Annotated in this window: 17 protein-coding genes and 1 riboswitch; of the genes, 6 read left to right on the forward strand and 11 right to left on the reverse strand. The window is 30.0% G+C overall.

Annotation, left to right across the window (positions count from 1 at the left end; all coding sequences use genetic code 11):
* Position 1: 1 nt before the first annotated feature.
* The 3 genes from WAO74_RS13590 to WAO74_RS13600 form a co-directional block, all read right to left on the reverse strand.
* On the reverse strand, positions 2-601 hold the full coding sequence (locus tag WAO74_RS13590) for a hypothetical protein (RefSeq protein ID WP_422162801.1): 600 nt from the start codon (positions 599-601) through the stop codon (positions 2-4).
* A gap of 132 nt (positions 602-733) precedes the next feature.
* Positions 734-1411 carry a ZIP family metal transporter gene (locus WAO74_RS13595; RefSeq protein WP_422162802.1) on the reverse strand — a complete coding sequence of 226 codons (678 nt, stop codon included), beginning with the start codon at positions 1409-1411 and terminating at the stop codon, positions 734-736.
* On the reverse strand, positions 1408-2133 hold the full coding sequence (locus tag WAO74_RS13600) for a class I SAM-dependent DNA methyltransferase (protein ID WP_422162803.1): 726 nt from the start codon (positions 2131-2133) through the stop codon (positions 1408-1410). Before WAO74_RS13600 ends, WAO74_RS13595 begins: the two co-directional genes overlap by 4 nt.
* 109 nt (positions 2134-2242) lie before the next feature.
* Here WAO74_RS13600 and WAO74_RS13605 point away from each other — a divergent pair, with 109 nt between their 5' ends.
* Positions 2243-3424, forward strand: a complete 1182-nt coding sequence (locus WAO74_RS13605; protein WP_422162804.1) for a THUMP domain-containing class I SAM-dependent RNA methyltransferase — start codon at positions 2243-2245, stop codon at positions 3422-3424.
* Between the two features lie 12 nt (positions 3425-3436).
* Here WAO74_RS13605 and WAO74_RS13610 read toward each other — a convergent pair whose 3' ends face one another.
* The 5 genes from WAO74_RS13610 to lysA all read right to left on the reverse strand — a co-directional run bounded on the left by WAO74_RS13610 (position 3437) and on the right by lysA (position 10564).
* Positions 3437-5794 (reverse strand): DNA topoisomerase 3, encoded by a 2358-nt coding sequence (locus tag WAO74_RS13610; protein WP_422162805.1) that lies wholly within the window; start codon positions 5792-5794, stop codon positions 3437-3439.
* A 71-nt stretch (positions 5795-5865) separates the two neighbouring features.
* Positions 5866-8013 (reverse strand): Tex family protein, encoded by a 2148-nt coding sequence (locus WAO74_RS13615; RefSeq protein ID WP_422162806.1) that lies wholly within the window; start codon positions 8011-8013, stop codon positions 5866-5868.
* 82 nt (positions 8014-8095) lie between these two features.
* Positions 8096-8611 carry a GNAT family N-acetyltransferase gene (locus tag WAO74_RS13620; protein ID WP_422162807.1) on the reverse strand — a complete coding sequence of 172 codons (516 nt, stop codon included), beginning with the start codon at positions 8609-8611 and terminating at the stop codon, positions 8096-8098.
* Between the two features lie 10 nt (positions 8612-8621).
* On the reverse strand, positions 8622-9233 hold the full coding sequence (locus WAO74_RS13625; RefSeq protein WP_422162808.1) for a fumarylacetoacetate hydrolase family protein: 612 nt from the start codon (positions 9231-9233) through the stop codon (positions 8622-8624).
* 83 nt (positions 9234-9316) lie between these two features.
* Complete coding sequence (gene lysA / locus WAO74_RS13630; protein WP_422162809.1) at positions 9317-10564, reverse strand: diaminopimelate decarboxylase; 1248 nt, start codon at positions 10562-10564, stop codon at positions 9317-9319.
* 257 nt (positions 10565-10821) lie between these two features.
* Between lysA and WAO74_RS13635 the strand changes: the two genes are divergently transcribed.
* From WAO74_RS13635 to WAO74_RS13645, 3 genes are read left to right on the forward strand one after another with little or no spacing between them, the layout of a single operon-like run.
* Complete coding sequence (locus tag WAO74_RS13635) at positions 10822-12678, forward strand: DNA topoisomerase IV subunit B (RefSeq protein ID WP_422162810.1); 1857 nt, start codon at positions 10822-10824, stop codon at positions 12676-12678.
* A 3-nt stretch (positions 12679-12681) separates the two neighbouring features.
* Positions 12682-15429, forward strand: a complete 2748-nt coding sequence (locus tag WAO74_RS13640; RefSeq protein WP_422162811.1) for a DNA gyrase/topoisomerase IV subunit A — start codon at positions 12682-12684, stop codon at positions 15427-15429.
* Between the two features lie 2 nt (positions 15430-15431).
* Entirely contained in the window at positions 15432-15767 is a 336-nt protein-coding gene (locus WAO74_RS13645; RefSeq protein ID WP_422162812.1) for a DUF2834 domain-containing protein, read from the forward strand.
* 117 nt (positions 15768-15884) lie between these two features.
* Here the strand turns inward: WAO74_RS13645 and WAO74_RS13650 are convergent, their stop codons facing one another.
* Both WAO74_RS13650 and guaC read right to left on the reverse strand, forming a co-directional pair.
* Positions 15885-17129 (reverse strand): ABC transporter substrate-binding protein, encoded by a 1245-nt coding sequence (locus tag WAO74_RS13650; RefSeq protein ID WP_422162813.1) that lies wholly within the window; start codon positions 17127-17129, stop codon positions 15885-15887.
* Positions 17130-17164: 35 nt separating this feature from the next.
* The gene (gene guaC / locus WAO74_RS13655) at positions 17165-18202 is read right to left on the reverse strand and encodes a GMP reductase (RefSeq protein WP_422162814.1); all 1038 of its coding nucleotides are present in this window, start codon (positions 18200-18202) and stop codon (positions 17165-17167) included.
* 75 nt (positions 18203-18277) lie between these two features.
* Positions 18278-18474: riboswitch (cobalamin riboswitch) on the forward strand.
* A gap of 89 nt (positions 18475-18563) precedes the next feature.
* Here guaC and WAO74_RS13660 point away from each other — a divergent pair.
* Complete coding sequence (locus tag WAO74_RS13660) at positions 18564-20468, forward strand: TonB-dependent receptor plug domain-containing protein (RefSeq protein WP_422162815.1); 1905 nt, start codon at positions 18564-18566, stop codon at positions 20466-20468.
* A gap of 33 nt (positions 20469-20501) precedes the next feature.
* On the opposite strand, the gene WAO74_RS13665 is transcribed toward WAO74_RS13660, so the two are convergent.
* Entirely contained in the window at positions 20502-21014 is a 513-nt protein-coding gene (locus tag WAO74_RS13665; protein ID WP_422162816.1) for a hypothetical protein, read from the reverse strand.
* Positions 21015-21144: 130 nt separating this feature from the next.
* Between WAO74_RS13665 and WAO74_RS13670 the strand changes: the two genes are divergently transcribed.
* Positions 21145-23466 carry an ATP-dependent helicase gene (locus WAO74_RS13670; RefSeq protein ID WP_422162817.1) on the forward strand — a complete coding sequence of 774 codons (2322 nt, stop codon included), beginning with the start codon at positions 21145-21147 and terminating at the stop codon, positions 23464-23466.
* Positions 23467-23508: the final 42 nt, after the last annotated feature.

A 23508-nucleotide genomic window follows, 5' to 3' on the forward strand; every position in this document is an offset into this window, starting at 1 on the left:
TTTATATAATTACAGATCTATTAGGCACACAGAATCCTCTTGGATAAAAAAAATCCATTCCTCCTGGTTCTGGAAAAGATTCACCAGAACCAAACGTTCTTTGTGAAATTTCTAAATAATCTTCTCCATCTCTTTCAAAGCGATAAGGATTTAGAAACTTAGATTTTTCTGGTTTAAGTGGATTGTATAATTTTTTACCTGGTTTATTTCTGGTAAAATCTGTGAATAAAATCATGCCTTTTGAGAGTGGTTTTGCTAATTCTACAAGCACATTTTTTACTACAGTTTTTGTGCTAAAAGGTTCTATAGCAAGTTTAATTGTTGCATCAATAGGATCTTGATCTGTATTCATAGAAGAACCTAGATTAATAGTTGGCTTTGGTTTAGAAAAACCAATAGTTATGTTACCTATAAAATTCTGAATTTTAAAATCGCAAGTGTAATTGTGTTGTTTAATTCCATCAGTTTTTGTAACAATTTCATACTTTTTTATTCTTACATAGACCATATGAAAAGTACCATAATCTTGCGAACCTAATATTGGTTGATAATCTTTTTGATTGTTTACGTCTAATTTGAATTTTAAATTTTCGTGAGCCATGGTTTGGTTTTAGTTTGTTTATTGGTAAAAGTTTTTAATAATTATAATATTAACTCAAATATCACATATATTTTAAGCAAAAGCATACCTATACTTAGGTATTTGTTCTTGACTAAAAGTAAGTAAAAAAAATTAAAGAGTAAAAATAGTTAATAAAACCCCTAAAAGAATGGCAATAAACTTTTGTAAGTTAAATTTATGGTTTTCAGTGCTTTCAAAAAGAATAATTGTAGAAATATGTAAGAAAACACCAATGATTAAAGCTGTAATTTCTGTTGCGTATTCTGAGAAGAATTTAATTTTATCTCCCAATAAAACTCCTAAAGGGCTCATGACAGCAAAGAAAAACAAGAAACTAAAAACTATTTTTTTAGAGTATTTAGCCTGTAATAAAAAGGTAGTTAATACAACTGCAATAGGTATTTTATGCACTACAACTGCCCAAAGTAAATTTGTATCAGCATTGTGTATAGGTAATCCTTCAGAAAATGCGTGCAAACACAAACTCACAAATAATAAAGTAGGAAATTGTTTTCCATCTGTATGAATGTGAATATGCCCATGTTCTGCTCCTTTAGAAAACGATTCTAAAACCGATTGTAAAATAATACCAATTAAAATAAAAATCCCAACTGTAGTGCTATTAGATGTAATTGTATAAACATCTGGTAATAAGTGCAAAATAGTTACAGATAGGAGGTAAGCTCCACTAAAAGCTAATAATAAACGCACTAATTTTTTATTTGGCTTTATAAATAAAACCAACAAAGAACCCAATAAAACAGATAAGATTAGTAAAATATAGTTCACTTTGCAATTAGTATTAATCTGTTGGAAGTTTCAACTTTAAATTTATTTAATTTATAATCACCAAAAATATTGGTAATTTTAAAACCAACTTTTTCAAAATAGGTTTTCATTTTAGTTTCATCTAAATATTTTACTCTTTCAGTATAAGAATGATTTTTATCATCAGCAAAAAAAGAAATATTTTTAAAAATAAAACCATCCTTAATTTCTCTTGTAATATTGAATCTAATCTCATCCACAATTTTTGTTTCTTGCTTTACCAAATTTGCTTTTACATAAGCTGCATTTAAAAAATCGAAAACAAAATAACCATCTTTATTCAAGCCATTCTTTATGTTTTGTAGTATTAAAAGATCTTCTTTATCATCTTCAAAATATCCAAAACTCGTAAACAAATTAAAAACAGCATCATAGGTATTATTAAAAGGTTTACGCATATCATGTACTTTAAATTTTAGATTTTCATTCTCAAATTCTTTTGCAATTTTTATGCTATTTTCAGCTAAATCTCCACCAGTAACTTTATAACCTAAAGAATTTAAAAAAACGGAATGACGACCTTTTCCACAAGGTAAATCTAAAATATGAGTGGTTTTTGGTAATGCTAATAACTCAGTTATATTTTTCATAAACAACTGCGCATCAACATCATTTCTATCTTTGTAAAGAATGTAATAATAAGGTGTGTTAAACCAATCTGTAAACCAATCTTTTGTTTTCATAATTATCTAAGTCAGCAAAAGTAGTTAAATCTTGGGTTTCAAAAAATGAAATTCAGAATTTCTGAAATATACTTTTATAAAATGTATTTTTGCAATCAATTTTACAAGTATGAATAAAGATTTTAAAATGGTGGCAACCACCATGTTTGGTTTAGAAGGCGTTTTGGCTGAGGAACTTAAAAACCTAGGAGCAAAGGATATAGAAGAATCTATTAGAAGTGTTTCTTTTAAAGGTGATGTTGGCTTTATGTACAAAGCAAATATTGCTTTAAGAACTGCTATTCGTATTTTAAAACCTATAAAAGTTACTAAAATATATGATGAAGAGGATTTATATGATTCTGTAAAAAAAATTAAATGGGAAAATTATTTAGATGTCGATGGCACTTTTGCAATAGGCGCAGTTTCTAATTCTAAAAATTTACCAAATCATTCTCATTATATTGCTTTAAAGTCTAAAGACGCAATTGCAGATTATTTTAGAGACAAATTTGATAAAAGACCCAATGTAGATTTAGATTATCCAGATTTAAAAATTCACATTCACATCAACAAAGATTTGTTAACCATTTCTTTAGACTCTTCTGGAGATTCTTTGCACAAACGTGGTTACAGAACAGCGACAAATATTGCTCCAATAAACGAGGTTTTAGCAGCTGGTATGGTTTTATTGTCTGGTTATACAGGTGATGAAAACTTTATAGATCCAATGTGTGGTTCTGGCACTATTTTAATTGAAGCAGCCATGATTGCCAATAACATTCCTGCAAATATCAACAGAAAACACTTTGCTTTTGAAAATTGGAAAGATTATGATGAAGATTTATATTTTACCATTCAAGATGCTTTGCTCAAGAAAATTCGTTCTTCGCATTTCAAAATTATGGGTTTTGATAAAGCTCCTTCTGCAGTTCAAAAAGCAAAAGACAATGTTATATCAGCTAATTTAGAAGAGTTTATAGGGGTGCATCATGTAAACTTTTTCAACTCAACCAAAGAGGTTTTTGGGAAAACCACTATTTTGTTCAATCCACCTTATGGAGAACGTTTAAATGTTGATACTCAAGAATTTTACAAGAAAATAGGCGATACTTTAAAACACAATTACCCTGGTTCTACAGCTTGGTTTATTACCTCAGATATCGAGGCTTTAAAACATGTAGGTTTAAGAACCTCTAAAAGACTCGAATTAAGAAATGGAGATTTAAACTGTAAGTTTGTTCGATACGATTTGTATGAAGGAACTCGTAAAATGAAGCCTAGAAAAAATAATTCTGATGAAGAAGAGTAGTTTTTAGAAAATCTATTTTGATATAATTTCCAAAACAAACTCCTTAGTCAATGGTTTTCCATTGGCTATTTTTTTGATGTTTTCGAATGTGAATAAAAAATCACAACCATTTTTATAATTAGAACAACCGTAAGCTGTTTTTCCTTTTAAAATGGTTCCTTTTGCACATTTAGGACAGGGTATCATTTTATCACTGTCATTGCGAGTTTTAGACGAAGCAATCTCTTTATTATTAAAAGATTGATTCACTTTGTTCGCAATGACGTTTTGCTTTGGCTCTAGCTTTAAAGTAAACTCGTCATCAAAACGTATCAAACCTTCAACAACTTTATCATTCAATTGAAAACCTTTTAAATTGGTGGTACATCCTTTATCAATCAATCTAATGATTTGATTTTCAGAAACTTTTTTACCATAAATTTCAAAAGGAATTTTTAAATCGCAATTATTTTTATATTCAGAACAACCAAAAGCTGAAGAACCTTGTAAAAGTTGTCCTTTTTTACATTTAGGGCAGGTTTTACCCACAAGTTGTTTTGATTTTTTTTCTTTTTGAATCGTTTTAGAAGCATTCTCGACTGCACTGGAACTGACAGCAGAAATCTTCTTTTTAGAAGTATTAGAGCGAACTTCATAAACCAATTCATCCACCATTTTTTTCATATTGTTGATGAAAACTCCAGCATTGAATTCTCCTCTTTCAATTTCTTTCAAACGTTTTTCCCATCTTCCAGTTAATTCTGCAGATTTCAGTAAATCGTTATCAATAATATTAATTAAATCAATTCCTGTTTGTGTAGGAACTACTAATTTTTTTTGACGTTCAATATATTTTCTTCTAAATAAAGTCTCAATAATACTAGCTCTAGTAGATGGTCTTCCAATTCCGTTTTCTTTCATCAACTCACGCATTTCATCATCATCTACTTGTTTTCCAGCAGTTTCCATAGCTCTTAACAAACTTGCTTCTGTAAAATTTCTTGGTGGTTTTGTTTCTTTTTCTAAAAATGAGGGTTCATGAGGTCCTTTTTCACCTTTTGTAAAATTGGGTAAAACAGCTTCACTATTTTTTTGATCTATTTTTTCTGCGGATTGAAAAACGATTCTCCAACCTTGCGTTAAAATTTCTTTACCTGTTGTTTTAAAAGGAATTTCAGCAGCTTTTCCTAAAACTGTAGAGTTAGAAATATCAGATTCAGGATAAAAAACCGCAATAAAACGTTTGGTAATAATATCATACACCTGTTGTTGATTGTATTGCAAGTTAGCTTCAATTCCTGTTGGAATAATGGCATGATGATCGGTTACTTTCTTATCATCAAAAACACGTGTTGTCTTTTTAATTTTCTTACCTAAAAGAGGCTGCGTAAGCTGACTATACTTCGTTAACTTTGATAAAATTCCTGCAACTTTTGGATATACATCATTTGGTAAAAATGTGGTGTCAACTCTTGGGTAGGTAACCACTTTCATCTCATATAACTTCTGTACAATTTTTAAAGTATCATCTGCAGAAAAGCCGAATTTATTGTTGCAATAGACTTGCAAACCAGTTAGATCGAATAATTTTGGAGCATAATCTTTCCCTTTCTTTTTAGTTACTGAAACAATTTCAAACTCAGATTCTGCAACTTTATCTGCTAAAATTTGTCCATCTTCTTTTTTTAGAAAACGACCATCTTCGTAATTAAAGAGTGTATCTCTGTAAGTAGTTTGCAATTCCCAATAAGGTTCTGGTTTAAAATTTTGAATTTCAAAAAAACGATTTACCAACATTGCAAGCGTAGGAGTTTGCACTCTACCCACAGACAAAACTTGTTTGTAACCACCAAATTTAATAGTGTATAAACGTGTAGCATTTAAGCCTAACAACCAATCTCCAATAGCCCTAGAATACCCAGCATAATATAAATTGTCGTATTTTTCTGAGGATTTTAAATTGTTAAATCCTTCTTTGATGGCTTCTTCTGTTAAAGAAGAAATCCATAAACGTTGCACAGGTCCTTTGTAATTGCATTGATTGATGACCCATCTTTGAATGAGTTCTCCTTCTGTTCCAGCATCACCGCAATTAATAACCACATCTGCTTTATCAAAAAGACTTTTTACAATATTAAATTGCTTTTTGATGCCAGAATCACCTGTAACTTTCGTGTCAAAACGTTCAGGTAACATGGGTAAATTATTCAAATCCCAACTTTTCCAATGAGGTTTGTAATCTTTGGGTTCTAAAAGTGTGCACAAATGTCCAAAAGTATAAGTTACTGCATAGCCATTACCTTCGTAAAAACCATCACGTTTTGTGTTGGCCCCTAGAATGTTAGCAATCTCTCTTGCTACACTTGGTTTTTCTGCAATACAGACTTTCATTGATTATTTTTGGGAGGTCGAAAATATAAAAATAATGATGACTATAATAGAAAAGTTAACAACTAAAATAACTATTTCACCAAAGCCAATTGAATTCTCTTTCTAACCACATCTACTTCTAAAACTTTTACTATGATTTGTTGTTGCAAAGTCACAATTGCATTTACATCTTTTACAAAAGTATCGGATAAATTAGAAATGTGAATTAAGCCACTTTCTTTAATGCCAACATCTACAAAACAACCGAAATTGGTAATATTATTTATAATGCCTGGTAATAATTGACCAATTCTTAAATCGGAAATGGTTTTAATATTCGCATCAAAAGAAAATATTTTTGCTTTTTCTCTTGGGTCTAAACCTGGTTTTTCTAATTCTCTAATAATGTCTTTTAAAGTTGGCAAACCAATGGTTTCTGAAATGTATTTATTCAATTTTATTTTCTGAAGAATTTCTTTATCTCCAATAATATCAGAAACATTTTTTTGTAAATCTTTGGCTATTTTATCAACAATAGCATAGCTTTCTGGATGTACAGCAGAATCATCTAAAGGATTTTTAGCAGACTTAATTCGTAAAAAACCTGCAGCTTGTTCAAAAGATTTTGCTCCCAAACTTGGAACTTTTTTTATTGAATTTCTACTTGAAAAAGAACCATTTTCATTTCTGTATTTCACAATATTTTGAGCTAGTTTTGGACCAATTCCAGAAACGTAACTCAACAAAGATTCACTAGCAGTGTTAATATTTACACCAACTGTATTTACGCAACTTTCTACTGTGGTATCTAACGATTTTTTGAGTTTTGTTTGATCTACATCATGCTGATATTGACCAACTCCAATCGATTTTGCATCAATTTTAACCAATTCAGCCAAAGGATCTTGCAATCGTCTGCCAATAGAAACAGAACCACGAACAGTTACATCGTAATTTGGAAACTCGTCTCTTGCAATTTTTGAAGCAGAATAAATAGATGCTCCAGCTTCACTCACCACAAAAATATCCAATTTATTTTTAAAGAAAACTTTTTTAATGAGTTCTTCAGTTTCTCTTGAAGCTGTTCCATTTCCAATGGCAATGGCTTCTATTTTGTAAGCATCTGTTAACGAACTAATTTTTTTAATAGCTTCAATAGTTTGATTTTGAGGCGCATGAGGATAGATGTTTTCATTGTGTAACAAATCTCCTTGCTCACTTAAACACACAATTTTACAACCCGACTTAAAACCAGGATCGATTGCCAAAACTCTTTTTTCGCCTAAAGGAGCGCCTAATAATAATTGCTGTAAGTTTTTTGTGAAAACCGTTATTGCTTCTTCATCTGCTTTTTCTTTGGCAATTGATATAGCTTCGTTGGTTAACGATGGCAACAATAATCGTTTGTAAGCATCTTGTATAGCAATTTGGATTTGTGTTGTACATTCGTTTTGAGTTCTAATTATTTTTTCTTCCATTTTTTGCAGCACTCTTTCATCATCAATTTCTATTTTTTGGCGAATAAAACCTTCGCTTTCTGCTCGTAAAATGGCTAATAATCTATGTGATGGAATGTTTTTTAAAGATTCATTCCAATCAAAATAATCTTTAAATTTTTGTGCTTTGGAGCCTGCACTGAGAGCAGACGAAGTGTCATCAATTTTTGATTTGATTACTTTGGATGAAATGGTTGAATAACGCCCTAATTCTCTTCGAATATAAGTTCTTATATCTGTTCTTTCATTAATCCATTCTGCAATGATAAAACGTGCGCCTTCTAAAGCATTATCAAGCGTTTCTACTTCTTTGGTAATGTATTTTGATGCAGTATATTCTAAATTGTTTACATTTTGGCTCATCATCATTTTTGCCAAAGGTTCTAAACCTTGTAAACGTGCAGTTTCTGCTTTGGTTTTTCTTTTTTTCTTGAATGGTAAATACAAATCTTCTAAAGAAATGATGTCTTTCGAATCAGTTATTTTTTGGCTTAATTCAGTTGTTAAATCTCCTTGATCTTCAAGCGCTTTTAAAATTGCCTTTTTACGTTTTTCTAAGGCTTCAAAAACTTCTTTAAATTTTACAATTTCGCCAATTTGAACTTCATCTAAATTGCCTGTCATTTCCTTTCTATATCTGCTGATAAATGGAATTGTAGCAGCTTCGTTTAATAAAGAAATGGTGTTTTCTACAGATTTTGAAGAAAGTTGTGTTTGTTGAATTATATATTGGATTAATTGCATTTTTGTTTGATTTTTTCTGAAAAAAGAAACCTCATAAAAATGAATTTATGAGGTTGCAAATATAGTTTTTAAAATGTGTATTTTAAGAGATTACTTTCTCAAAAGCCAATCTTTTATCACCATAATTGGTGTAAATAATTCCACAATATTTATAGCCTAATTTTTTAATTAAAGATTGCATTCCTAGATTTTCTTCATGGGTATCAATCTTTAAACTTTGTATGTTTTGCTCTCTTAATTGTTGATGAAATTCGTTGAAAACAAATTGTGCAATTCCTGATTTTCTGTGTTCTTTTTTAATAGCTAATCTATGAATAACTCCATATTTTTCATCTTCAGAAATTATCCATTTTCCATCAAAAATTACTTTATAAGTTGGCTCTTTTCTTATTGTAAACATGGATGTTGCAATGATTTTATGTTCATCATTTACAACCACAAAACTTTCTACATTTTTAATATCGTTTTCTATTTGTTCTGCATTCGGATATCCATTTTGCCATTGATCAATCTGTAATGATTTTAATAATGCTTTAGCATCCTCAATAATTTCGATTATTTTTGGAATATCATCAAAAGTAGAAAGTCTTATTTGCATCAAAAAAAAATTAAATCATTTTAAAATCGAGTAACAATTCGCCTTCAATTGAAAGTTGTAAACGATCTCCTTTTTGAATTTCGCCTGCACCAGTTACAGGAGTTCCTGTAAAAATTAAATCACCAGGATTTAAGGTCATAAATTTTGATATAAAAGCTATAATTTCTGCAAAATTGTAAATCATAAAAGCTGTATTTCCAACTTGTTTCTGTTCTCCATTTATTTTTAAATCGAAATTAATATCGTCTAAATTAGAGAAATTAGAAACTGGTTTAAAACTAGAAATTGGTGCAGCCCCATCAAAACCTTTCGATAAATCCCAAGGACCTTTGTTTTCTCTAGATTCGTTAAAAACATCTTTTGCAGTATAATCAATACCAGCTGCGATTTCAGAAATGTAAGAATTTGCATTTTCTAAAGAAATGTTTTTTCCTTGCTTTCCTATTTTTATCACCAACTCAATTTCATATAACAGTTGTTTTGTGAAATCTGGATATTCAACATCGCAATTCACTGCTAAACTAGATTCTGGTTTAGAAAATATGATTTGTTGGCCAGTTTTACCAACATTTTTATCTTCTAAATTGGTTACATAATTTTTGCCTATTGCTAATATTTTCATTGTTTATTGTTTTAAAAAAGCCACGGTTTTACAAATATAAATATTTGAAAATACGTGGCTAATATTTTAGTCTCTAATTTAGATTAAGCTTCTGCAGCTTCTTTTTTACTACTGTTTTTCTTGGTAGAAAATTCTACAATTTCTTGATTATGAAGTATATCTTGTATAGTTTGTCTTTTTCTTATTAAATAGTCTTTACCATCAACAATCATAACTTCTGCAGGTAAATACCTTGAATTATAATTAGATGCCATAGAAAAACAATAAGCGCCAGCATTGTGGAAACACAAAATATCTTCTTCAGAAATTTCTGCAATTCTTCTGTTAGATGCAAACGTGTCTGTTTCACAAATATAACCCACTACAGAATAATAACGGTCTCTACCTTCTGAATTCGAAATATTTGTAATATGATGATAAGAATTGTACATCATTGGACGAACCAAATGATTAAAACCAGAATCTACGTGCGCAAAAACGGTTGATGTTGTTTGTTTTACCACATTTACTTTTGCTAAAAAAGAACCAGCTTCTGAAACTAAAAATTTTCCAGGTTCAAACATTAAAGTGATGTCTTTACCATATTCAGTGCAAAATTCATTAAAACGTTCTGATAATTGCAATCCTAATTGCTCTATATCTGTAGAAATATCACCTATTTTATAAGGTACTTTAAAACCACTTCCAAAGTCAATAAAATCAATATTATCAAACTGTTTTGCAACGTCAAACAAAATTTCTGTAGCACGCAAAAAAGTATCGATATCTAAAATATCTGAACCAGTATGCATGTGAATTCCATTGATATTCATTTTGGTGTTTTCTACAACACGTTTAATATGAGGTACTTGGTGGATAGAAATCCCAAATTTAGAATCAATATGCCCTACAGAAATTTTAGAATTTCCACCAGCCATAATATGAGGATTGATCCGAACACAAACAGGAATTTCTGGATGTTTTTGTCCAAACAACTCTAAAATAGAAAGGTTATCGATATTAATTTGAACACCTAATTTTGCAACTTCTTCAATCTCTTTTAAAGAAACTCCATTTGGTGTATAAATAATTTTTTTAGGATCAATGCCAGTAGTTAAGCACAATTGTACTTCTTGTATCGAAACTGTATCTAAACCAGCACCTAAATTTTTAAAAAATTTCAATATATTAATATTCGAAAGTGCTTTAACAGCATAATTTAATTTCAAACTTTTAACACTGCTAAAAGCATTTGTTAATCTGTTGTATTGCGATTCAATTTTATCTGTATCGTAAACGTATAAAGGACTTCCGTATTTATTTGCTAATTCTAAAAGTTGTGCGTTTTCCACTTTGTATTTATTTTTTTATCGAGGCTCAAAAATAGTTAATTAGTTTAATTATTATTGATTTGTTTAAAAATATAACAAATTGTTTTTTATTGTGATTTTTAGTGATTTTTGCTATTAGCAAAGAACTAAAAACCAAAACATATAATGTCTAAAAAATCGTTGAAATCCTGTTGATAACTAATTGATTTTACTATTTTATTTATATGATGATAATCCTATCTTGCAGATGCTTCAAACCAATAATAGTAAGAGATTTCATGAGTGAAGAAACAAAATATACAGAAGATAATATTAGATCATTAGACTGGAAAGAGCATATTAGAATGCGTCCAGGAATGTATATTGGTAAATTGGGTGATGGTTCTTCTGCAGATGATGGAATTTACATATTAGTAAAAGAAGTTTTAGACAATTCTATTGATGAATATGTGATGGGAGCAGGAAAAACCATCGAAATTTCTATTCAAGGAAACAAAGTGACAGTTCGTGATTTTGGACGTGGAATACCCCTTGGAAAAGTGGTTGATGTGGTTTCTAAAATGAATACTGGTGGTAAATACGATTCTAAAGCCTTCAAAAAATCGGTCGGTTTAAATGGTGTTGGAACCAAAGCAGTAAATGCACTTTCAGACTTTTTTCGAGTAGAATCTACAAGAGATGGAAAATCTGCTTCTGCCGAATTTAGTCAAGGAAACTTAACAAATCAAGAATTTTTAGAAGAAACATCTAGAAGAAAAGGAACAAAAGTTTCTTTTATTCCTGATGAAATCATCTTTAAAAAATACAAGTTTAGAAACGAATATGTTTCTAAAATGTTAAAGAACTATGTGTATTTAAATCCTGGTTTAACCATCATTTTTAATGGAGAAAAATACTTTTCTGAAAACGGATTAAAGGATTTATTAGAAGATAATAACAACATTGATGACATGTTGTATCCAATAATCCACTTAAAAGGAAATGATATCGAGGTTGCAATTACACACAGTAAAACTCAATATTCAGAAGAATATTATTCTTTTGTAAATGGGCAACATACTACACAAGGAGGAACGCATCAAGCAGCATTTAGAGAGGCCCTTGTAAAAACAATTCGAGATTTTTACGGAAAAAGTTTCGAAGCTTCAGATGTAAGAAAATCAATAATTGCAGCAGTTGCTATAAAGGTGATGGAACCTATTTTTGAGAGTCAGACCAAAACCAAATTAGGTTCTACAGAAATGGGTGGAGATTTACCAACTGTGAGAACTCATATTAACGATTTTCTTAAAACCAAATTGGACAATTTCTTACATAGAAATACCAATGTTGCAGATTTGCTTCAGAAAAAAATTATGCAAGCAGAAAAAGAGCGTAAAGAACTTTCTGGAATTCGAAAATTAGCAAGAGATAGAGCAAAAAAAGCAAGTTTACATAATAAAAAATTAAGAGATTGCAGAGTACATTTGGGCGATATTAAACATGAAAATTATTTAGACACGACCTTGTTTATAACAGAGGGAGATTCTGCTTCTGGGTCTATAACTAAATCTAGAAACGTAAATACACAAGCCGTTTTTAGCTTGAAAGGAAAACCTTTAAATTCTTATGGTTTAAGCAAAAAAATAGTTTATGAAAATGAGGAATTTAACCTTTTACAAGCTGCATTAAATATTGAAGATGGTTTGGAGGATTTGCGATATAATAACATTGTAATTGCTACTGATGCAGATGTTGATGGTATGCACATTCGTTTGTTATTAATAACATTTTTTCTTCAATTTTTTCCAGAATTGATAAAAGATGGACATTTGTATATTTTAGATACTCCATTGTTTCGAGTAAGAGATAAAAAAGAAACTATTTATTGTTATTCTGAGGAAGAAAAAAGAGAAGCTATAGAAAAATTAAGAGGGAAACCAGAAATTACAAGATTTAAAGGATTAGGAGAAATTTCACCCAATGAATTTGTGCATTTTATCGGTGATGATATTCGTTTAGATCCTGTAATGTTAGACAAAGAGGTTTCTATTGAACAAATGCTAGAATTTTATATGGGTAAAAATACGCCTGATAGACAGAAGTTTATTATCTCTAATTTAAAGGTTGAATTAGATGTTATTGAGGAAGTTTAGAATATGAGTGAAGATATTAACGAACACGAAGAAATAAATAATAATCAAGAAAATCAGTCAGAGAATCTTGAAAATCAAACAGAAGCTGTAGAAACCATTACCAAAGTTACAGGAATGTACAAGGAATGGTTTTTAGATTATGCGTCGTATGTAATTTTAGAAAGAGCAGTTCCTGCTTTAATGGATGGTTTAAAACCAGTTCAACGTAGAATAATGCATTCTATGAAAGATTTGGATGATGGACGTTACAATAAAGTAGCCAATATTGTTGGACATACAATGCAATATCATCCTCATGGAGATGCATCCATTGCAGATGCAATGGTTCAAATTGCACAAAAAGAATTGCTAATTGACATGCAAGGAAACTGGGGTAATATCTTAACAGGAGATAGAGCTGCAGCTTCCAGATATATAGAAGCACGTTTGTCTAAATTTGCATTAGAAGTTGTTTTTAATCCAAAAACTACAAAATGGCAATCTTCTTACGATGGTCGTAAAAAAGAGCCTGTAAATTTACCAGTTAAGTTTCCATTGCTATTGGCTCAGGGTGCAGAAGGAATTGCAGTTGGGTTATCAACTAAAATATTACCTCATAATTTTTTAGAATTAATAGATGCCTCTATCAAATATTTAAGAGGAAAAAGTTTTACCATTTTACCCGATTTTTTAACAGGTGGAATTGCAGATTTTACCAACTATAATGATGGAAAAAGAGGAGGAAAAGTAAGAGTTCGTGCAAAAATTTCTCAATTAGATAAAAAGACCTTAGTTATTACAGAAATTCCTTTTGCTACAACAACATCTTCTTTAATTGATAGTATTTTAAAAGCAAACGATAAAGGCAAAATTAAAATCCGTCAAATTGAAGATAATACAGCAGCAGAAGTAGAAATTTTGGTGCATTTGCCACCAAACGTTTCTCCAGATAAAACCATAGATGCTTTGTATGCGTTTACATATTGCGAAAGTTCAATTTCGCCTTTATGCTGCATCATAGAAGATAACAAACCCATTTTTGTAGGAGTTACCAAAATGCTTAAACATTCAACAGATAATACTGTAGAATTGTTAAAATTAGAATTGGAAATTCAGTTAAATGAGCTAGAAGAACAATGGCACTTTGCTTCTTTAGAACGCATTTTTATAGAAAACAGAATATATAGAGATATAGAAGAAGAAGAAACTTGGGAAGGTGTAATTATAGCTATTGATAAAGGTTTACAGCCTCATATTCAGCATTTAAAAAGAAAAGTTACAGAAGAAGATATTCTGCGTTTAACTGAAATTCGGATCAAAAAAATATCAAAATTTGATATAGACAAAGCGAAACAACACATAGAAAGTTTAGAAGATAAAATTGCAGTTGTAAAAAATTATTTGGCAAATTTAATTGAGTATGCTATTAATTATTTTAAAAATCTAAAAACTACTTATGGCAAAGGAAAAGAGCGCAAAACAGAAATCAGAATTTTTGATGATATAGAAGCATCGAAAGTTGCTATGAACAATGCTAAACTTTATGTAAATAGGGCAGAAGGTTTCATTGGAACCTCACTAAAAAGAGATGAATTTGTTTGTGATTGTTCTGATATTGATGACATTATCATTTTTAGAAAAGACGCTACAATGATGGTTTCTAAAGTTGATGCTAAAACCTTTGTTGGTAAAGATATTATTCATGTAGCAGTCTTTAAAAAGAAAGACAAAAGAACGGTTTACAATTACATGTACAGAGATGGAAAAAGCGGACCAAGTTACATGAAACGATTCAATGTTACTTCCATGACTCGTGATAAAGAGTACGATTTGGCAAATGGAAATAAAAATTCGATTGTACATTATTTTTCTGCAAATTTAAATGGAGAAGCAGAAGTTGTTACCATCAATTTGAGAGCTGTTGGTAGTGTGAAAAAATTAAAATGGGATATCGATTTTGCAGATTTAGCAATTAAAGGTAGAAATGTAAAAGGAAATGTAATAACGAAATACGCTATAAAATCTGTCGATTTTAAAAGTGAGGGTGTATCAACATTAAAACCTAGAAAAATTTGGTTTGATGATACTGTGCAACGTTTAAATGTAGATGAAAGAGGTGAATTATTGGGCGAATTTAAAGCCGAAGACAAGTTGTTAATCATCAATCAAAGTGGAAAAGCAAAAGCTGTAAAACCAGATTTGGCAATGCATTTTGAAGATGATATGATTATACTCGAAAAATGGAATCCTAAAAAACCAATTTCTGCTATTTATTTTGATGGTGAAAAAGAACGTTATTACGTAAAACGTTTCTTGATAGAAACTACAGAAAAAGAAGAGGAGTTTATTTCCGATCACCCAAAAAGTCAACTCGAAATTGTAGCAACCGATTTTAGACCTATTGCAGAAGTGCAATTTTCTAAGCGGAATTTAGAGAATGAAACTGTAAACTTTGAAGAGTTTATTGCAGTGAAGGGAATTAAAGCGCTTGGGAACCAATTAACTACAGAAAAAATAAAGAATGTAAACTTATTAGAATCTTTACCTTATGCAGAACCAGAAGAAGAAACTTCTGATGATATAGAGGTTGTTGATGAAGAAATTGTTGATGACAAATTACCATTCGAGATTTCTGAACCAGAAATTAAAAAACCGGTTTCTGAAGAACTTTCTGCAGATGAAAAAGCAAAAATTGCTTTGCAAAAATCCATTGCAAAAAAGAAAGCAGAACAGAAAAGAATTGATGACGAAAATCAGACAAAATTATTTTAAAAATGAAACTAAAACACCTTTATTTATTGCTTTCTGTTTTGGGTATTTGTTATACCTGGTATTATAATATTCAGTATTTTAATTCAGTAGAAAATGCAAATTTAATAGGTTTTTTTCAGGATGCACAAAGTAACTTTGCAGGCAAGTCTTTTGGGGCAGATTTAACAGTAGTTTGTTTTACCTTTTTTGCTTTTCTAGTTCCAGAATCTTTACGTTTAAAAATAAAATATTGGTGGGTTTTAATTCCGTTAACTTTTTTAATAGCAATTGCTTTTACTTTTCCTTTGTTTCTGTATATGAGAGAATTAGCTATAGAGAATCAAAAGAAAAATAATTAATTTTAATAAAGAATATTTAAAAAAATGGAATATCAAGAAAAACCAAAAGATAAAGACTTAGAAAAGGATAAGGATTCAAATCAAAAGGAGAAACAACAACAACAGCAGCAACAATAGTTATTGCATCTTCTCAAAAAATGTTAATTCATAATTTGGTAGCAACACAGAATTTGTAATTTTTATCAAATCTTTTAAAACCAAATCAGGTCTTGTAGGCGCCAATTCGTAATAAATTACACCACCTGTTTTTCCTTTTTTGGTGGATGGTGTATAAATTTTATCATTTTTAAAAGCATTAAATTCTGCATAAATTTGATTGCTACTTAGCAATTGTTCTTTAGAGGCAAAATAACCTGGAGCAATCCAAAAATCGGCATTTTGAGCTTTATCAAAAACACTTTCAAAGCTTAAAGATAAGCTTCCTTTTCCTTCAGAATTTTGCCATAAATAATCCAAATTTGCATCCTTTAAAAATTGTGCAACAAAACTTTCTCCAGCAGGTAAATTCCAAATGTCTTTGCTCATAATTGCACCAGATAAAATTGTTGGTTTATTTGTTGATTTTAAAGCGATATTTTTAGCTTCTAAATAATTGGTTTCTATTGCTTTAAAAATGCTGTCTGCTTGTTTTTCTTTATCAAATAAAATACCAAAAAATTTAATCCATTCTGCTCTGCCAAGAGGAGTTTCTTCTAACCAATCTCCATTATAAATTACATGGATACCCGATTTTTGGATGGTTGTTAAAGATTTATCTGCAGCTGAAACACTATAGCCAACTACTAATTCAGGTTGTAAAGCCAATAAAATCTCTGTGTTTAAAGAGCTTTCTTTTCCTATCTCTGTAATTTTTCCATCATCAATTAACTGTCTCGTTTTTTCTGAGGATACATATTTGGCATAAGGAAAACCAATAATCGAAGTTTCTTCGTTTAACAACTCGATCATTGGAATGTGTGTTGTAGAAGTCACAACAATTATTTGAATTGGAACTTCAATAACCTCATATTTGTAATCAATAATTCTGTCAGTTTTTTTCTTTTGAATCATATACTCAAAAACTTCCTCAGAATTCTGATACGCAGATTTGATTATTAATTTTTTAATTCCATTATCATCAACAATATCAAACCCTTTTGCATATTTGATAGTGCTTTTCGCCTGATTATTTTTGTCAATTCTTGTTACCTCTTTTTTACAAGAACTAAAAAGTAATACAAATGTAATAGCAAAAAGAATAGAGATGTCACTTCGAGTAATTTTTCTGAAGAATGAAGAAAAATTGTATCGAGAAGTTTTATAAATTAGTTCTCGATATAAGCTATCTTCAATTAAAATATATTTTAATTTTGATAATCTCAAAATCACTCGAACTGACAATTTGTTATATATACACATTAAGAATATACTTGATTTTCTTGCTCCTGAACTCTAATAAAAGTAGTTCTTTTGGTCAATTCTTTTAATCTGCTAGCACCAACATATGTGCATGTAGACCTTATTCCACCTAAAATATCAATAATCGTATTTTCTACATCACCTTTAAAAGGCACTTCAACTGTTTTTCCTTCAGATGCTCTATAATTCGCAACTCCTCCAGCATGTTTATTCATAGCAGTTTCAGAGCTCATTCCATAAAATGCTTTGAATTTTTCACCATTTTTTTCAATCAATTCTCCACCACTTTCTGTGTGTCCTGCTAACATGCCACCTAACATTACAAAATCTGCACTTCCACCAAAGGCTTTGGCTAAATCTCCAGGAGTTTTGCAACCACCATCAGAAATAATTTGACCTCCCATTCCATGAGCAGCATCTGCACATTCTATAATTGCTGATAATTGTGGATAACCAACACCTGTTTTAACACGAGTTGTGCAAACAGAACCTGGTCCAATACCTACTTTTATAATATCTGCTCCAGCCAATAATAATTCCTCAACCATTTCTCCTGTAACAACATTGCCAGCAATAATTATTTTATTTGGATGATTACCTCTGATTTTCTTTACAAAATTTACAAAATGTTCAGAATAGCCATTAGCAACATCAATACAAATAAAATTTATTTGAGGAAATTCTGATAAAATCTGTTTCACTTTTTCGGAATCTTTTCTTCCAGTTCCTGTGCTTACAGCTATATTTTTTAAAATTTCTTCGGATGCATTTTTTGCAAATTCTTTCCATTCTTCCAATGAATAATGCTTATGAATTGCTGTAAAAAGACCGTGTTTAGCCAAAGCTTTTGCCATTTCAAAAGTACCAACAGTATCCATATTTGCTGCCATTATTGGAATTCCCTTCCAAATAACATTACTATGTAAAAATTTAAACTCTCTTTCTAAAGTTACTTGTGATCGCGATTTTAAGGTAGAACGTTTTGGACGAATCATTACATCTTTAAATCCTAACTTTAAGTCATTTTCTATTCTCATATCTATCGAACTTTTAAAAGTTTAAAGATATAAAAATTGATACTCTTTTTATTAGATTGTTCATAACAACTCATATATATTTGCACAGATTTTGGTTTTGATGTAAAAATTGATTTATATCAAATTAAAAGGGAATCTGGTTTAAATCCAGAGCTGTACCCGCAACTGTAAGCTACAAAGCTTGTAACTAATTCTTTAACCACTGACTTTTTTGTTGGGAAGGTTTGTTACAAGACGCAAGTCAGGAGACCTGCCTATAATCGAAAAAAGAGTTAAAAACTTTCGGGATAAAAGTTTATGTACTAATCTATTTTTTGTACACAGAATTTACCTGATTTATTGTAAATCAAATTTATTAAAAATGAAAAAACAATTATTAATTGTTAGTGTATTAGCGTGTAATTTTTTCAATCCAAATTTATTCTCTCAACAAAAAAAAGACAGTATTGAGTCGCTTAATGAAGTTGTTGTAACTGCTACAAAATTTGCAACTAATAAAAAAAATGTTGGTAAAATTGTATATAAAATTACACAAGAAACTATTAAAAAAAGTCAAGGAAAAACAGTTGTAGATTTATTAAACGACATTCCTGGAGTAGAAATTAACGGTAATTTTAGTACGAAAGGTCAGAATTTAGGATATTACATTCGAGGAGGAAGAAACAGACAAGTAGCTATTTTAATTGATGGTGTAAATGTAAATGATCCATCTTCTTTTAATGGTGATTTTGATTTACGTCAAATAGACATTAATCAAATTGAAACGATTGAGGTTCTAAAAGGTGCATCATCTACCTTATATGGTTCAGGTGCTGCAACAGGTGTAATTAACATCATCTTAAAAAAAGCATCAAATGATAGTTTTACAGGTACATTTACAACATCTGTAGGTACAAATTCATCAAGTGAAAATGCAAAATTTTCTGCAGAAGAATTTACCGCAAACTTTAACTTTAATGGAACTTTAAATAAAGTTGATTATTTACTGGCTTTAAATACGAATGGATCAAGTGGTTTATCAGCAGCTGAAAGTACAACAAATACGCCTTTTTTGGAAGATAATTTCTCTAGACAAAATGTATTATTAAAGGTGAATTATGCTGTAAATAATAAATTAAAAATTGGAATTTTATCAAGCTATGATGAGTTCTCTACAGATTTTGATGGTTTCGATTTCGATCCTGTAACCTTTGCAAGTATTCCTGCAGATAGAGATAACAACTTAAAAAGTATGCAAAAAAGATTAGGGGTGAATGCAGATTACAGTTACGAAAAAGGGGAATTGAAAATCAGAACATTTTTAACAGAAATTGATAGAAATCAAACGCCCAATGAAGATTTTTTCTTTGGAGAAGTGTATGGTTTTGATGTGTACAATAATTACAAATTCAACAATGAGTTTTCTTTTTTAGTTGGTTTTACTTCGCAATTTCAAGATATGATACAGAGAACTTCTTTCAGCACCATTGAAGAAGGAACAGGAAAACAACATTTTTATGATCCTTATTTGTCTGTAAATTATAATGGAGCAAATGGTTTTAATTTGAATGCAGGAACGCGTTTAAACATGCATAGTGAATATGGAAATAATTTTGTTTTTAATGTAAATCCTTCTTATAACTTTAAAATTGCTGAAAATAAGATGAAAGTTTTTGGTTCATACAGCACTGCATTTGTAACACCAACTTTATCAGAAATTTTTACAAAACTACCCTCAATAGAAGAACTTTTGCCAGAGGAAGATATTACTATCGAAGCTGGTTTTGATTTGGATTTGGGTGATAAAATCAATTTGAATGGAACCTATTTTTACAGAGAAGAAACTAATAAAATTGGTTTTGATCCAACAACATTTCAAACCATTAACGACTTTGGAACTTTTTTAGCCAAAGGTTTTGAAACCGAAATTTCTTACAAAGCTTCCAATAAATTAAGACTTTTAGCAAACTATACTTTTATTGAGAGAGATGAAAGTTTGTTATTAAAAATTCCTCAAAACAAGTTTTTTGTAAAGGCAGATTATAACTTATTTTCACAAACATTTACATCTGTAAGTTACAGGTTTGTTGATGAAACTAAAGATTTCGGAAATGTAGCTTTGGCTTCCTATAGCTTGGTAGATTTTTTTATCAACCATAGTTTGTTAGAAAATAAAGTTACTTTTTATGGAAGTGTAACCAATCTATTAAATGAAAATTTTCAAGAAATTGCAGGTTTTACAACTCGTGGTAGAAACTATAATTTAGGTTTAAGAATAAACCTATAATTGTATAAAAAAGGCTCTTAAAAAGAGCTTTTTTTATACTAATTTTTTCACTTCATTTTTAATGAAAGCAATTGCTGTTTCAGTTGGTGGTAGTGTTTTAGAATAATCGATTAAAACATTTTCTCTTAAATCATTTGCGGAGTTTGATGTTTCTGCGACCTGTTTTAATTTGGTGATAATCGCTCTTTTTGTTGCAACAATTGCAGTCCAAGCATCATTAGATATATAAATTTGTTGTACCAAGTTGTGTTCAAATTCTTGTTCTATATTTGCTATTAATAGTTGTAAATAATCATTTGTATTTTCTGATATTGGCTGAATTCGAACCAACATTTTAATAGGGTTTATTCTTTCGCAAAACAATAACATTCTTTCGTAAGCTTGCAGTTTTATGGGCAAAGATTCCTTTTTCCTTTGTGCTAATAGTTCTAATTTCTTTTCAGAATTTTGTTGATTTATAAAACCATTAAACATATAATAAGCTACAAAACCTGTTACAGCAGCTGGTAAAATGTAGGCAATACTTTCTAAAATTTTATCTTCCATTCGATTTATTTTCTGAAACAAAAATACTTTTTTTAGATGAAAACTTTGTGAATAAAAACTAACAATCTTCCTTTTTAAAAAGGATTAGTTTGGTTAATTTCACAGCTTATAACTTATCTAAAATAAACGATTGAATACGTATTTAAATTCTTTAAACGAAGCACAAAAACAAGCGGTTTTACAAAAAGAAGGTCCAATGATTATTATTGCTGGTGCTGGCTCTGGTAAAACACGTGTTTTAACTTACAGAATTGCGCATTTAATGCAATCTGGAGTAGATTCTTTTAACATTTTATCGCTCACATTTACCAACAAAGCAGCCAGAGAAATGAAAAATAGAATTGCTGGAGTTGTTGGGCAGAGTGAAGCCAAAAACCTTTGGATGGGAACTTTTCACTCGGTTTTTGCAAGAATTTTACGTTCGGAAGCAGATAAATTAGGTTTTCCATCAAACTTTACAATTTACGATACACAAGATTCAGTTCGCTTAATAACAGCCATTATTAAAGAAATGAATTTAGATAAAGAACGTTACAAACCCAAACAGATTTTAAGTAGAATATCATCATTCAAAAACAGTTTAATAACAGTTAGAGCCTACTTTAATAACGCTGATTTGCAAGAAGCAGATATGCACGCAAGCAGACCAAAAGTTGGTGATATTTATAAAGAATATGTGGACAGATGTTTTAAATCTGGTGCCATGGATTTTGATGATTTATTGTTAAGAACCAATGAATTACTAGCACGTTTTCCTGATGTTTTGGCAAAGTATCAAGACAGATTCAGGTATATTATGGTTGATGAGTATCAAGATACAAACCATTCACAATATATTATTGTTAGAGCTTTGGCGGATAAATTCGAAAATATTTGTGTGGTGGGTGATGATTCTCAAAGTATTTATAGTTTTAGAGGTGCAAACATTCAGAATATTTTAAATTTTCAAAAAGATTATCCAGAGGTAAAAACCTTTAAATTAGAGCAGAATTATAGGTCAACAAAAAATATTGTAAATGCTGCGAACTCAGTAATATCAAGAAATAAAACAAAATTAGACAAAGAAGTTTGGACAAGTAATGATGCAGGAGATTCTATAAATGTAATGCGTACCATTTCTGATGGTGAAGAAGGGCGTTTTGTAGCGCAATCTATTTGGGAAAATATGATGAACAATCAATTAACACCCGATAGTTTTTGTGTTTTGTATAGAACAAATTCTCAATCTAGAGCTATAGAAGATGCTCTAAGAAAAAAAGGAATTGATTATACAATTTATGGTGGAATATCCTTTTATCAAAGAAAAGAAATCAAAGATATTTTGTCTTATTTGCGTATTTTAATCAATCCAAATGATGAAGAAGCTTTAAAAAGAATTATCAATTATCCTGCTAGAGGAATTGGAGCAACAACCATTGATAAGCTTACGATTGCTGCAAATCATTATAAAAAATCAATTTTTGAAATCATAAAATATATTGATAAAATAGACATCAATATAAATTCTGGCACAAAAAACAAGTTGCAGAATTTCATGAATATGATGTTGCGTTTGCAAATAGAAAATCAAACAAAAAATGCCTTTGAAATTGCGGAAACCGTTGTTAAAGAAACAAGATTAATAAAAGATTTAGAAAAAGAGGGCACTCCAGAAGCTGTTAGTAAAGTGGAGAATGTTCAAGAATTGTTAAACGGAATTAAAGATTTTATAACCGATAAAATCGAAGAAGGAGAAGATGCCTCTTTAACTACTTTTTTAGAAGATGTTGCTTTGGCTACAGATTTTGATTCTAAAAAAGATAATGACAAACCAAGTGTTTCTTTAATGACCATTCATCAATCTAAAGGTTTGGAATATCTGTATGTTTATATTGTTGGTTTGGAAGAAAATTTGTTTCCTTCTGCTATGAGTATGAATACCAGAAGTGAGTTAGAGGAGGAACGTAGATTATTTTATGTGGCTTTAACTAGAGCCGAAAAAGTGGCCTATTTAAGTTACGCACAAACACGTTATAGATGGGGTAAATTAGTTGATGCTGAGCCAAGTAGGTTTTTAGAAGAAATAGACGATCAATTTTTGTATTACATCACACCAAAAAAATCAGAGCCAAGTATAAATCGATTTTTAGACAAAAGTTTGTTTGATGATGCTCCAAAAGGAATTCGCTTTCAAAAACCAATTCAGCGTAAAAAAGCCGAAAGAGATTTAGCCGAAAAGAAAGAAATTATAATTCCTAAAAATTTAAAAAAAATCTCCCAAACAACTCCAAAAGTAAATTTATTTGATGGCAATATTGTTGTTGGTAATATTGTAGAACACAATAGATTTGGAAATGGCGAAGTAATTGCCCTAGAAGGAAATGGGCCAAATAAAAAAGCAGATATTAAATTTGGTACAGTTGGTAATAAAAAATTATTATTACAATTTGCAAAATTAAAAGTGATTGGATAATTCTCGTGAAAATCAATTCCTTAAAATTTAAGAAAAACTGAA

The sequence above is a fragment of the Polaribacter sp. genome (genome assembly GCF_049276715.1).
Lineage (GTDB): Bacteria > Bacteroidota > Bacteroidia > Flavobacteriales > Flavobacteriaceae > Polaribacter.